Origin of the sequence: Lacinutrix venerupis, from assembly GCF_001971745.1 — a bacterium.
Lineage (GTDB): Bacteria > Bacteroidota > Bacteroidia > Flavobacteriales > Flavobacteriaceae > Lacinutrix > Lacinutrix venerupis.
Genome location: NZ_CP019352.1, coordinates 399,795 through 413,834 on the forward strand (window position 1 = coordinate 399,795; position 14,040 = coordinate 413,834).

The following is a 14,040-nucleotide window of genomic DNA, read 5'->3' on the forward strand; positions in this document are numbered from 1 at the left end:
TCTTAATTTCCTCATATAAAACACTTAAAAAGTAATTAAACACAAAAAAGTAAAGTTAAAAAACACGCAAAAGTACAAAAATTTATGCAGATTGCGACTAATATATTATGTTTGCAAGCGTTAATTTTATATTAAAAATGACAATTTTCACCCAAAAATCTAAAATACAAGACCATATTTCTACAGAGAAATTAAAAGGAAAAACTTTTGGTTTTGTCCCAACTATGGGCGCTTTACACAAAGGTCATTTGTCTTTAGTTAAAAAAGCACTAAAAGAAAATGATGTTTGTGTGGTTAGTATTTTTGTTAATCCTACACAGTTTGATAATGCTGATGATTTAAAAAAATATCCAAGAACTTTAGATGATGATGTGTCTCTTTTAAAAACCGTATCTAAAAATATTTTAGTTTATGCGCCAAGTGTAGACGATATTTACGAAGGTAATACAAAAGCAGAACAATTTAGTTTTGATGGTTTAGAATTTGAAATGGAAGGGATGTTTAGGCAAGGTCATTTTGATGGTGTAGGCACCATTGTTAAAAGGCTTTTTGAAATTGTTACTCCGAATAATGCTTATTTTGGTGAAAAAGATTTTCAGCAATTAGCAATTATTAAAAAATTGGTCGAAAAATATAATATACCAGTAGTTGTAAAAGGATGCGAAATTTTTAGAGAAGACAGTGGTTTGGCATATAGTTCTAGAAATGCAAGATTAAAACCAGAATATAAAAATGAAGCTCCTTTTATTTATAAAACTTTAAGTACTGCCAAAGAAAAGTTTGGCACAAAAAGTGCTAAAGAAGTTACGGAATGGGCAGAGAAGCAATTTGCTAAAAATAAATTATTAGAATTAGAATACTTTATAATTGCAGATGTTGAAACCCTAAAGCCAGTAAAAAGAAAATCTAAAACAAAAACCTATCGTGCGTTTGTTGCTGCCTATGCAGATGACATAAGATTAATAGATAATTTAGCACTTAATTAATTACCTTTGCACCATGCAAATACAAGTAGTAAAATCTAAAATTCACAGAGTAAAAGTAACCGGAGCAGACTTAAATTACATTGGTAGTATTACTATTGATGAGGATTTAATGGACGCGGCTAATATTATACAAGGAGAAAAAGTTCAAATTGTTAACAATAATAACGGAGCACGATTAGAAACTTATGCTATTCCTGGGCCAAGAAATAGCGGAGAAATAACATTAAATGGAGCGGCTGCTAGGTTAGTTTCTCCGGGAGATGTATTAATTTTAATTACCTACGGATTTATGGATATTGAAGAGGCTAAAGTATTTAAGCCTTCTTTGGTCTTTCCGGATGAAGCAACTAATTTACTAAAATAACAATTGAATAAATCCATAATAAAAACATTAAAAATTTTGCTCCCAATTCTGTTGGGAGTTTTTTTAATATGGTATTCTTTATCTAAAATTTCTATTGATGAATTGATAGAGCATTTTAAAACAGCAAACTATTTTTATATTGTTTTAGGTGTTGTATTAGGATTGTTAAGTCATTTGTCTAGAGCTTATAGGTGGTTATTTCAATTAGAACCATTAGGTTATAAAGTAAAATTTGGAAACAGCTTAATGGCTGTTTTTGCTACCTATTTAATAAACTACACTATTCCAAGAGCAGGAGAAGTTGCAAGAGCTACAATTTTAACAAATTATGAAGGCGTGCCTTTTGAAAAAGGTTTTGGAACCATTGTAGCAGAGCGTGTTGCCGATGTTATTGTAATGCTGCTTATTATCGTTATTACTTTGTTTTTAGAGTTTAATTTTATTTATAATTTTTTTATAGATAAGTTTAATCCAATTAAAGTAATTACAGCTTTTATAATCCTTTTAGGAATGGGATTATTTTTTCTTTTTTATATAAGAAAAAGCACATCTAAAATAGCATTAAAAATAAAATCATTTGTAAACGGACTTATTGAAGGTGCATTAAGTATTTTCAAGATGAAGAAAAAATGGGCTTTCATATTTCACACTTTGTTTATTTGGGGAATGTATGTGCTTATGTTTTATGTAACAAGTTTCGCTATTACAGGTTTGCAACCTATTCCATTTGGAGCTATTTTAATAGGTTTTATTGCGGCAAGTTTTAGTATTGCAGCAACAAATGGAGGTTTAGGTTCTTATCCTGTAGCTGTTTTTGGAGCATTTGCAATTTTTTCTATTCCAGAAGATCCAAGTATAGCATTTGGTTGGATAATGTGGACTTCTCAAACCGCTATGATTATTGTTTTGGGAGGTCTGTCTCTATTATTTTTACCTATATATAATAGAAAGAAATAATTTGTACATTGCATTTCTAATTTTATATTTCTTATCATGAAAAATATTTTATACCTATTTGTTATCTTTTTTTCGCTTCAATTTAGTGTAGCGCAAGTCACATATAAAAATTTTAATTCTGAATTACTAGGTGAAGCTAGGGAGATAAAAATTCAATTACCAAGAAGCTATAAATCTAGCGATAAAAGCTATCCAATAATTGTAGTTTTAGACGGAGATTATATGTTTGAAATAGTTGCAGGGAATGTAGAATATGCAGCATATTGGGAAGATATTCCAGAAGCTATAGTTGTTGGTGTTAACCAGTTCGATAAACGTAATGACGATACATTATACTCTGAGTTAAATTCTTTACCAATGGAAACTGGTGCGGCCTTTTTCGATTTTGTTGGTCAAGAGCTTATTCCTTATATCGAAAAAACATATAGAACAGAAAAATTTAAAGTAGCTGTTGGGCATGGTATTACTGCAAATTTCATTAATTATTATTTATTAAAAGAAATACCATTATTTAATGCTTATGTAAGTTTAAGCCCAGATATGGCTCCAGATATGCAAGCTTTTTTAACCGAGAGACTTCCTAATATTACTACAAAAACATTTTACTATTTAGCTACTTCTAATAACGACGTTAAAGATATTCAAGCACAAACCGAGGCATTAAATACTGCTATAAAAGGTATAAATAACGAAAGTGTCTTAAGTACATTTGATAATTTTGAAGGACCTACACATTATTCTCTTCCAGCACACGCTATACCAAAGGCGTTAGAAGATATCTTTTTTGTTTTTAGACCAATATCTAAACAAGAATATAAAGACACTATTTTAAAATTAGAAGGTTCTCCAGTAGATTATTTAGTAGAAAAGTATGAAACAATAGAAGACCTTTTTGGTTTAAATAAGCAAATTCTTATTAACGATTTTAGAGCAATTGCTGCTGCAATTAAAAAAACCGAAAAGTATGAGTATTTTGAAGCTTTAGGGAAATTAGCAAGAAAAGAATATCCAAATACACTTTTAGGGAATTATTATTTAGGGCGTTTTTATGAAGAAACAGGGAACCCTAAAAAAGCAATGAAAACATATCAATCGGCTTATATTTTAGAAGAAGCTGGTGGTATTACAAAAGATCATGTTTTAGAACTTTCAGAACAAATTAAAGCAGATTTTGGGTACTAATGGCAAAAGTTAAAACTACTTTTTTTTGTCAAAGTTGTGGTACGCAATATTCTAAATGGCAAGGGCAGTGTACAGCTTGTAAAGAGTGGAATACAATTGTAGAAGAGGTTGTACAAAAACCAGAAAAAAACGATTGGAAAACACCTACAAATACTCAAAAACGTGTTTCGAAGCCGTTAACAATAAAACAAATAGATTCGTCTAAAGAAGCGAGATTAGATACTTTAGATGCAGAATTTAATCGCGTTTTAGGAGGCGGAATTGTACCAGGTTCCTTAACGCTTTTAGGTGGCGAACCAGGTATAGGTAAAAGTACATTACTGCTTCAAATATCTCTTAAATTACCATATAAAACACTTTATGTCTCTGGAGAAGAAAGCCAGAAACAAATAAAAATGCGTGCAGAACGTATTAATCCAGATAACGAAAGTTGTTACATTTTAACAGAAACAAAAACACAGAATATATTTAAGCAAATTGAAGCTTTAGAACCAGATATTGTTATCATAGATTCCATTCAAACGCTGCATAGCGATTATATAGAGTCGTCAAGCGGAAGTATTTCTCAAATAAAAGAATGCACTACGGAGCTTATTAAATTTGCTAAAGAAACTAATACACCTGTTGTTTTAATTGGCCATATTACAAAAGATGGCAACATTGCTGGACCAAAAATTTTAGAACACATGGTAGATACTGTGTTACAATTTGAAGGCGATCGTAATCATGTATTTAGAATTTTAAGAGCACAAAAAAACCGTTTTGGTTCCACGCATGAACTTGGTATTTACGAAATGCAAGGATCAGGTTTACGAGAAGTAAGTAACCCAAGCGAAATTTTAATTTCTAAAAAAGACGAAGAACTTTCTGGTAACGCAATTGCGGCAACTTTAGAAGGTATGCGACCATTAATGATAGAGGTTCAGGCCTTGGTAAGTACTGCTGTATATGGGACTCCGCAACGTAGTGCAACAGGTTTTAATGCAAAAAGATTAAATATGTTACTGGCTGTTTTAGAAAAAAGAGCAGGTTTTCGTTTAGGTGCAAAAGATGTTTTCTTAAATATAACAGGAGGCATTACTGTAGATGATCCGGCAATAGATTTAGCAGTAGTAGCTTCTATTCTTTCTTCAAACGAAGATGAAGCCTTGCAGTCAAATTATTGCTTTGCTGCCGAAGTTGGTTTATCTGGTGAGATTAGACCGGTACAACGTGTAGAGCAACGTATTCTTGAGGCAGAAAAACTTGGTTTTTCTACTATTTTTGTTTCAAAATATAATAAAATATCTCTTCAAAACACTACAATAAAAATTCAGTTGATTTCTAAAATTGAAGATTTGGTAGATTTTATTGTCTAAATTTATTTCTACATTCATCTATTAAAAAGTGTTTTTCGTCGATACTTTTTGTCATTTTATGGGTTAAATTGACTTTTTGCCTTTTTTTTTGTGTTTTTTAGCATAAATGTAATTGTTTGATAATTATATTTGTAACTAAATTATTATAGCTATTCTCCAAATTAAAACCTACTTAAATGAAAACTAACCCTTTTTTCGCAATTTTAATAATTCCTAAAAGCAAATTATTTCAAATTGTAAAGCATTCGATATTTAGTGAAGCTAAGTATGTAAAAACTGTATTTTTTATATTACTGTTTTTTATGTTTAAATTATCTTCAAGTCAATGTGTCCCTACAGGTATGCAGCCTTGGAATAATTTTAATATTAGCAATGTATTAATACAAGGAGAAGGATCAAGCCAAATTAATAATTATACAGGTAGTGATAACGCTGTCTATAGCGACTATTCTTCATTATCTACAGTAGTAGTAATAGGGAGTACTTATAATGTGACTATAGATCATATAAAAGAAACTTGGGGAGGAGTAAAAGTAAAAATGTGGATAGATTACCAAGGAGATGGTACTTATGTAGAAGTTTACGATTCTGGAAATCATGTAAATAATAATAATAATACTGCAGTTACAAATGCATCATTTACCGTAAGTAATGCTGCTGTATCTGGTGCTGCTATTTTAAGAATAGCAGCTTCATATAGTAATGGGTCAATTATAGATGCATGTACGTTTGTAGATAGAGCAGAAATTGAAGATTACACATTGTATATAAATCCAGTATCTGCAACACCAATAGCACGAGATGATGTAATGAGTGTTGTTAGAAATAGTACTGCTGGAATAGATAACCAAATAAACGTTGCAGCAAATGATTATATTGGTACTACAGGAAGTACAGGTGTTGATGATTATAGTTTGCTAACATCACCAACTAATGGAACTGTAACAGAAGTATCGGATGGTGTTTTTGAGTATATTCCAAATAATAATTATATAGGTACAGATAGTTTTACATATAACTTATGTAATAATATAAATCAATGTGAAACAGCTACAGTAAGTGTTGATGTTTTATACGATTATTGCACACCTACCGCAACTTCAAATGGAGTACGTTATATATCTAATGTTACTTTATTAGGAGAGACAGTAGATATAAATAATAATTCTGGAGATGGTGGCGGTTATGAGAGTTTTACTCATCTGCCTGCTGCAGATTTATATTATGGTAATAGTTATGACCTTTCTATTTTAGTAGGTGGAAATACAACTTTAAATGCAGGAAACCATAGATCTGGTTGGGTTGCATATATAGATTTTAATCAAGATGGGATTTTTGATGATGGAAATGAAAGAGTATACCGTTCTGGTGGGCCAGGAGGAGGAGAAGAACCTAATACGCAATTTCCTTATGCTGCTCAATCAATACCTATACCATTTTCTGCTGCTCAAGGAATAACTACTATGCGTATTGGAATAAGACAATATTGGTCTCCAAATAGTGCTTGTGGAGAAACAGGAGGTAATGTTTTAGATTACGAAGATTATAAAGTTAAAATTAGTTTAGATCCTTATGCTCCTCAAGATATTGTAGTTTCAGGAAATAATACAGAAATAATAAACGGGCAAACAGAAACAACATATTCTAGTTTTACAGATTTTGGTACTTATGATATTAATGGAGGTGCTAAATCAAGAGTGTTTACTATAACAAATAATGGATCTTTACCATTAGTTTTAGGTACATTACCTGTTCAAATGCAAGCAGGTTCTAGTCCAGATTTTACAGTAACCGCACAGCCAGCTTCAGGAACAAGTATAGCTTCTGGTGCAAGCGAAACCTTTACTATAAGTTTTGATCCAAGTACATTAGATAATAATATAACAGCAGTGGTTGTTATTACCTCAGACGATCCAGACGAAAATCCGTTTACATTTTCTATTAAAGGTGAAGGTGATATTTTGTACCCAGATACCGATGGAGATGGCGTTTCAGATAATATTGACATAGATGACGATAACGATGGTATCGCAGATGGAGAAGAGCAGTTACAATGTTTAATGTATAGTAATGCTTCAGTTGTAGAAACAGAATTTTTAAATGAAGACTTTGGAGCAGGAATAGATAGATCTTCAATTAATGGTAATACAGAAGGTGTAACAACATCATACTGCTACGAAGATGGTGTAAGCGGTCAAAGTAGTGACGAATGCGATGGAGATGTTAACTTAAATGATGGAGAATATACAGTACACTATTCTATAACCAATGGAGATGCTGCAAATACTACAGTAACAGCAACAGGAGAAAATATTGCAACTTATGCATATTACGCTTGGTATAAAGGAGAAGACCATACACCAGGAGACACCAATGGTAGAATGGCTATTTTTAATGCAGCAGAAGATCCTGGCGTATTTTATGAAACAGCTATTTCGGGAGTTTTACCAAATGTGCCAATAAACTATAATTTTTGGGCTATAAATATAGACAATGCAGATAATAGATTTAGCCCAGGAGAATTACCAAGAATTAATCCTAATATAACAGTAAAGTTTTTAACTTCAGACTATGCTACAGAATTAGCATCTTATAATACAGGAGATATAACAAGATGTGCCTCTGGAAACAGTTGTGTGGATTCTTTATGGAAAGAATTTGGAACTTCAGTAATTGTTAATGAAACAGAATTTATAATTCAATTTATTAATAATTCTCCAGGAGGATTAGGAAACGATTTGGCTATAGATGATATTAGAATTACACAAACGCTTTGTGACCTTGATAGAGATGGTGTGGCAGATGTGTTTGATTTAGATAACGATAACGACGGTATACCAAATGTATACGAATTTGGTGGTTATTTAAGTGTAAATGATTTTGATAGAGATGGATTAGTTTGGTCAGATATTTCATGGGTAGATGCTAATGGAAATGGAATGCATGATAATTTAGAAGGACAAACAGCATTAGACACAGATGGAGATGGAACACCAGATTATTTAGACTTAGACTCAGATAACGACTCCATTTTTGATGTTGTAGAAAATGATGGGTTTGGAGACTTAGATGTAGATGGAGATGGTGTTGGAGATGGTGTAGATGCTGGTACAGGTATCAATAATGACGATTTTGATAATGATGGACTGTTAGCTTTAATAGATGGTAACGATAATGATGCAGATGCAAATGATCACGGAGCAGGTATTAATGGTTACGAATTTCCACAGGATTCCGATGGCGATGGTATACCAGATTATTTAGATATTGATAGTAATGATAATGCTAACGATGCTAGCAATGGAACAGATATTAGCACAACAATTTACAATGGTTTTGACTCAGACAACAATGGAGTAATAGACGGTACTTTAGATGCAGATCATGATGGAGTATTAGACAATTTCGATACAAATAATTTTTTCTATGGATCACCTTTAGATTTAGATAATTCATACGCTCTTTTCTTTGATGGGCGAAATGATTATGTAGAAGATAGTAATGTTTTAAATAATGGAAATGCTTCTATTATGGCATGGATAAAATCTGAAGGAGATAACACATTAAATACTAATAGAATTATAGCCGGACAATCAAATTTTTATTTGGTAGTTAATGATTCTGATAATTCCATTTCTGTAATGCTAAATGGAAGTGCAGTTTTAACATCTACAGACACAGTTGTAGATGCTATTTGGACACATGTTGCAGCAACAACTAATGGAACTGAAACCATTCTTTATGTAAATGGAGAGGCTCAAGGAGCTCCTTTAAGTTTTGGAGGAATTAATTCAGACACTTCTAATTTTACTATAGGAAGATTAGCAGATACAGATGCAAACTATTTCCATGGTGAAATAGATGAGGTTAGAGTTTTTAACACTAGCTTAACCGAAGCAGAAATACAAAGAACAGTATATCAAGAGTTAGAAGAAGGACAAGGCTTTAACCAAGGAAAAATAATTCCAAAAAACACCTCTGAGAATTCTATAGGTTCTAATTTGGTTCGTTACTATAAAATGGATGGCTATAAAGGAGATATAACAGACGATAAAGTTACAGCAGCAATAGACCAAGTAACAGGTGCTAAATTATATAATATTAAAAATATTTATTTTCAAACAGCTCCACTACCTTATAGAACAGCACAAAACGGTAATTTTACAGATGCTTTAACATGGCTACATGGAAATGTTTGGGATATTACAGATGTTCCAAACCTAAAAGACTGGAGCATTATAGATGTAAAACATAATCTAACAACTAATTCTTCAATTACAAGTTTAGGTATGTTAGTCGATACTAATAATACGTTAACTGTGAATGGAGATAATGCAATTAGTAACAGTTGGTATTTAGACTTAAAAGGAACAATAGATTTACAAGGCGATTCTCAATTAGTACAAGGTCTAAATAGTGATTTAGTAACTTCTGCAGTTGGAAAAATCTTAAGAAGACAAGAAGGACAAAGTAATGTTTTCAGGTATAACTATTGGAGCTCTCCAATAGGAGCAACATCTGTTTCATTATTAACAGATAATAATGCATCAACAAATAATATTAATAACGAATCTTATAGCATAGATATGCTAAAAGATGGCAACGGAGATGCTGTTTTATTTACAGATAGTTATAACGAAACAGGTAAAATAAGTAAAACATGGTTATACGCATTTCAAAACGGAGTTGTTTATGAAGATTGGAATCATTTAGATATTTCCGAAGCTATTGCACCTGGCTTAGGTTATTCTCAAAAAGGAACAGGAGTTGGAACAAGCCAACAATATATTTTCGAAGGAAAACCAAATAATGGTACTGTATTAATAAATGCTATAGATACAGGAGGTGCTGGTAGTGTAGAAAATGTTTCAGAAACTTTAACCTTATTTGGTAACCCATATCCATCTGCAATAGATGCAAGGAAATTTATTGAAGATAATACAGAACCAGGAAACGAAGTGCTAGATGGTACAATTCGTTTATGGGAACATTGGGGAGGTACAAATCATTATTTTGTTTATTACGAAGGTGGCTATGCATTTATAAACAGGTTAACAACAGTTAAAGCAGAACAATATCCGTATAGTTTTGATAGTAGTTCTATGCCTGGAGGAACAAGAAAACCATCTTTTTATATTCCAGTAGCACAAGGTTTCTTTGTTGAAATAGTAGGAGATGGCGTTGTAGAGTTTAATAATGGACAACGTGAATTTATAAAAGAAAGCGATTTTTCGTCTAGTGACCCAAATGTAGGCTCAACGTTCTTTAAAAATAGTAGTAAAACATCTATAGAAGCAGATAGTAATGAAGAAAACAACACAGATTATTCATTATTAAGATTAGAATTACTAATGAGTGATACCTCAAGCCGAACAATGGTTTTAGGCTTTCATGATACTTTTACAGATGAAGGTAGAGAATATGGTTTTGATGGAGGCTTTATTAATACACCATTAATAAATGATTTAGGAAGTTTATTAAATGGAGATCAATATGTAATACAAGCATTGGCACCAATAACACCAGACAAAGTTGTCGATTTAACGTTTACTGCATCAGGAACAGAGATGTATTCAATTAGAAGTATCGAAATAACAAATATAGATCCTAATCAAGAAATTTATTTAAGAGACAATTTATTAGGTGTTTATCACGATTTAACAAGTGATCAAGCATATAACTTCACATCGGAAGCAGGAACATTTAATAATCGTTTTGATGTTGTTTTTTCACAAGAAGAAGGTTTAAGCACAGAAGATTTTACAGCAATTAATAATGCAGTAATTTATTACAACAATAAACGAGAAACTTTATTTGTAAGAAATCTAGAATCAAATGTTAAGCAGTTGGCGCTGTATAATACATTAGGGCAAAATATTTTTCAAAAATTAAACGTAAACAAGCAAGTATTAGAAAATGGAATGTCTATTTCTAATTTAAGTTCAGGCTTATATATTGTTAGTATTACAACAGAAAATAATCAAACAATAGACAAAAAGATTATTGTAGAATAAAAAAATAAAAATAGAATGCTAAAAAACTTCAGTTGTATTTATTATACTGAAGTTTTTTTTGAGTTTTATTTTGCAACATAAACATCGTAGCCGATATTTGCGCCGTTTTATCGATAATTTATTTTCTAAAAAAATATATCAAAAAAACAAATCAGTTAGCCATATATAATAAATTACTACACCCAAACTTATGAAAAAAATACTACTTATCGCTTTATTGCTATCTTGTGTTAATATAGTTCGCGCACAAGGACCAATGACTCCTCTTTCTAGTTCAGTTACTAGTGGACCAGATTGGAATACAACTAATCTTACTGCAGATTTTGCTTTTGATTTTCCATGGGAAATTACTTATGGACCAGATGATAATTTATGGCTTACAGAGCGTGTAGGAGAAAAAATTGTAAGAATTAGTACCTCTGGAGGAGCTATTACAACCATGATTGATTTGGATGCTAAAATTACAAATTCAAAGCAAGGTGGATTAATGGGTATGGCTATTCATCCAGCGCTATATACTAATATTGCAACAACTACTAATAATTATGTGTATGCAGCATATACGTATACAAATGGAGGTTTAAAATTAAGAATCGTTAGATTAGTATATAATAACGCAACCGGAACATTAACAGAAGATACTTCTTTAGATGCAAATGGTACAATATTAGAAGGACTTCCTGGAAGTGCAGATCATAATTCAGGACGTTTAATTATTGGTCCAGATTTTAAATTATATTATACTATTGGAGATCAAGGAGCCAATCAATTCGACTATGCTTGTAATCCAATCTTATCTCAAGTACTACCAACATCTTCTACAGATTATAGTAATTATCCAGGTAAAACATTAAGAATAAATCTTGATGGTTCTATACCAACAGATAATCCAATTTTAGAAGGAGTTCAAAGTCATGTTTATACTTATGGACATAGAAATGCTCAAGGAATTATTTTCGCTCAAGATGGCACATTATACAATTCAGAGCATGGTGCAAAAGTTGATGATGAAATAAATATTGTTGTTGCTGGAGGTAATTACGGTTGGCCACAAATTGCAGGATATTATGATAATATGGCCTATACATATTGTAATTGGTCTTCTTTAGAAGGCGCTTGTAATTCAGGAGATTTTAGTGATCATAACTGCCCATCTGGAGCAGATACAGCTACAGAGTATGAATCTTATCCTACAGCTGCAGATGTGCCAGCTAACTTTCAACCACCAATTGGAACCTATGGTGGCACCGTATCTACAGATCCGCCAGGAGGATGGTTTACATGGCCAACTGTAGCACCGTCAAGTATTGATATTCATGAAACTAATAATATTCCTGGATGGGGACGCTCACTTTTAGTATCTACCTTAAAAAAAGGAACAATATATAGAGCAAAACTAACGCCTGAAGGAAATGATATTGTTGGTGATGATGACCAAGGTTCTATTAGCGGTTATGAAGAATTTCACTCTTCTAATGATAGATATAGAGATATCGCTATTTCACCAGATGGTTTAACAATATATGCTATTACAGATAACAGTGGAGGTACTTCTGGACCTTCTTCTGGATCAGGAGTTTCTATTGAAAATGGTGGAACAATTGTTAAAATAGAATACGTAGGACCACAAGTTGCAAATCCTCCTGTTGCAAACTGTCAAGACATTACTGTAACTTTAGATCCAGATGGAAACGCAACCATTGTTGCAGCAGATGTTGATAATGGATCTACAGGCGGTTCTGCTGGTATTGCCTCTTTAACTATAGATGTAGATACTTTTGATTGCTCACATACAGAAAGTCCGCAAACCGTTTGGTTAACCGTAACAGATAATGATGGTAATGAAGATAGATGTACTTCAACAGTAACTGTTCAGCCTAATTCAAATCCAAATCCAATAACAGCACCTACATTAGAAGACATTGTAAGTGATTGTCAAATCACTATAGATGCGCCAATAGTTACTACAAATGGATGCGTAGATTTAACTGCCACGACAACAGACCAAACTACTTACACAGCAGGTCAAAGTGGTACTATTGTTTGGTCTTTTAATGATAATGGTACAATAGTAACAGCAAATCAAAATGTTACAGTTAACACGTTAAACTCACCTACTAATATTGTTGTCACTCCTGGAAGTACTAGTGCGGACATTACTTGGGATGAAGTATTAGGTGTTACGGCATATCAAGTAAGATATAGAGAAACAGGTACTTCAACTTGGAGCAACACAACAACTAATACAAATTCAATTATTTTATCAGGTTTAAACCTATCAACAAATTATGATGTGCAAGTCAATTCAGATTGTGGAAATGCGCAATCATCTTACAGTGCAACAGTTAATTTTACAACTACAAATGTAACCTACTGTACACCAATTGTAGATTATTATGCCGATGATTTTTATATTAACAATGTTCAAATTAGAAATGGATCATCTGTAACAATATTAAACCATTCATCAAATCAAAACGATGATGTAGAAGGTTATTCAAACCATACATTAAATGTTACAGTGCCTAATTTAGAGACAGATGAGAATTTTGATATAGACATAACTCTAACCAATACGCATCCATGGAATAAAACTACAGGACACTCTGTTTGGATAGATTATAATCAAGACGGTACGTTTGATAATACAGAGCGTGTTTGGGGAACTACAGCAGGAGACGATTTGTTTCCTCATAATGCTGTTGCTCAAGGTAGCTTTGTTGTACCAAGTTCAGCATTAATAGGTAATACTAGAATGCGTATTTCATCTAGAACGTATTATACAGGAAGTGATCCTTGCCACTTGGATTTCGATTCGAACAATGGAGGTGAATTTGAAGACTATACTGTAAATATTACAAGTCCTACTTTATCAACTACTAATTTTGTGGCAAATCAAGTAAAAATTTACCCAAATCCAACAACAAGTATTTTTACTATAAAACTACCAAACAACTATAAATCTAGTAATCTTTCAATAACACTTTTAGACTTACAAGGTAGAGTTATTAAAACTATTGATGTAGAAAATGGTAACAGCCAAATAGAGTTTTCAGGTTTATCTAAACTAAATAATGGAGTTTACTTTGTAAATATTAATAGTGATTCTAAAACAATTGTAACAAAAAAGATTATCAAGATGTAGATAACTTAAATTCTTTTTAAATAAAAGCTTCAGT

The 14,040-nt window shown here is 32.0% G+C and carries 7 protein-coding genes; all 7 read left to right on the plus strand.

Features of this window, described 5'->3' with window-relative positions:
* Positions 1-137 precede the first annotated feature (137 nt).
* The 7 genes from panC (at position 138) to BWR22_RS01785 (ending at position 14,006) form a co-directional block, all read left to right on the plus strand.
* Complete coding sequence (gene panC / locus BWR22_RS01755) at positions 138-986, plus strand: pantoate--beta-alanine ligase (RefSeq protein ID WP_198033386.1); 849 nt, start codon at positions 138-140, stop codon at positions 984-986.
* Positions 987-999: 13 nt separating this feature from the next.
* Positions 1,000-1,350: an aspartate 1-decarboxylase gene (panD, locus tag BWR22_RS01760; protein WP_013869457.1), complete on the plus strand. Its 351-nt coding sequence runs from the start codon at positions 1,000-1,002 to the stop codon at positions 1,348-1,350.
* 3 nt (positions 1,351-1,353) lie between these two features.
* Positions 1,354-2,307, plus strand: coding sequence for a lysylphosphatidylglycerol synthase transmembrane domain-containing protein (locus BWR22_RS01765; RefSeq protein WP_076731727.1), 954 nt, complete (start codon positions 1,354-1,356; stop codon positions 2,305-2,307).
* Between the two features lie 36 nt (positions 2,308-2,343).
* A complete protein-coding gene (locus BWR22_RS01770) occupies positions 2,344-3,489 on the plus strand; it encodes an alpha/beta hydrolase (RefSeq protein ID WP_076731728.1) in 1,146 nt (381 codons plus the stop codon).
* Entirely contained in the window at positions 3,489-4,847 is a 1,359-nt protein-coding gene (radA, locus tag BWR22_RS01775) for a DNA repair protein RadA (RefSeq protein ID WP_076731729.1), read from the plus strand. The genes BWR22_RS01770 and radA overlap by 1 nt, the downstream gene beginning before the upstream one ends.
* A gap of 176 nt (positions 4,848-5,023) precedes the next feature.
* On the plus strand, positions 5,024-10,861 hold the full coding sequence (locus tag BWR22_RS01780) for a LamG-like jellyroll fold domain-containing protein (RefSeq protein ID WP_076731730.1): 5,838 nt from the start codon (positions 5,024-5,026) through the stop codon (positions 10,859-10,861).
* Positions 10,862-11,051: 190 nt separating this feature from the next.
* Positions 11,052-14,006, plus strand: a complete 2,955-nt coding sequence (locus tag BWR22_RS01785) for a PQQ-dependent sugar dehydrogenase (RefSeq protein WP_076731731.1) — start codon at positions 11,052-11,054, stop codon at positions 14,004-14,006.
* Positions 14,007-14,040: the final 34 nt, after the last annotated feature.

What these genes read in the sequence shown, in the direction of transcription:
- BWR22_RS01780 (WP_076731730.1), top strand. Translation starts at nt 5,024, where the DNA reads ATGAAAACTAACCCTTTTTTCGCAATTTTAATAATTCCTAAAAGCAAA.
- panD (WP_013869457.1), top strand. Translation starts at nt 1,000, where the DNA reads ATGCAAATACAAGTAGTAAAATCTAAAATTCACAGAGTAAAAGTAACC.
- panC (WP_198033386.1), top strand. Translation starts at nt 138, where the DNA reads ATGACAATTTTCACCCAAAAATCTAAAATACAAGACCATATTTCTACA.
- radA (WP_076731729.1), top strand. Translation starts at nt 3,489, where the DNA reads ATGGCAAAAGTTAAAACTACTTTTTTTTGTCAAAGTTGTGGTACGCAA.
- BWR22_RS01785 (WP_076731731.1), top strand. Translation starts at nt 11,052, where the DNA reads ATGAAAAAAATACTACTTATCGCTTTATTGCTATCTTGTGTTAATATA.
- BWR22_RS01770 (WP_076731728.1), top strand. Translation starts at nt 2,344, where the DNA reads ATGAAAAATATTTTATACCTATTTGTTATCTTTTTTTCGCTTCAATTT.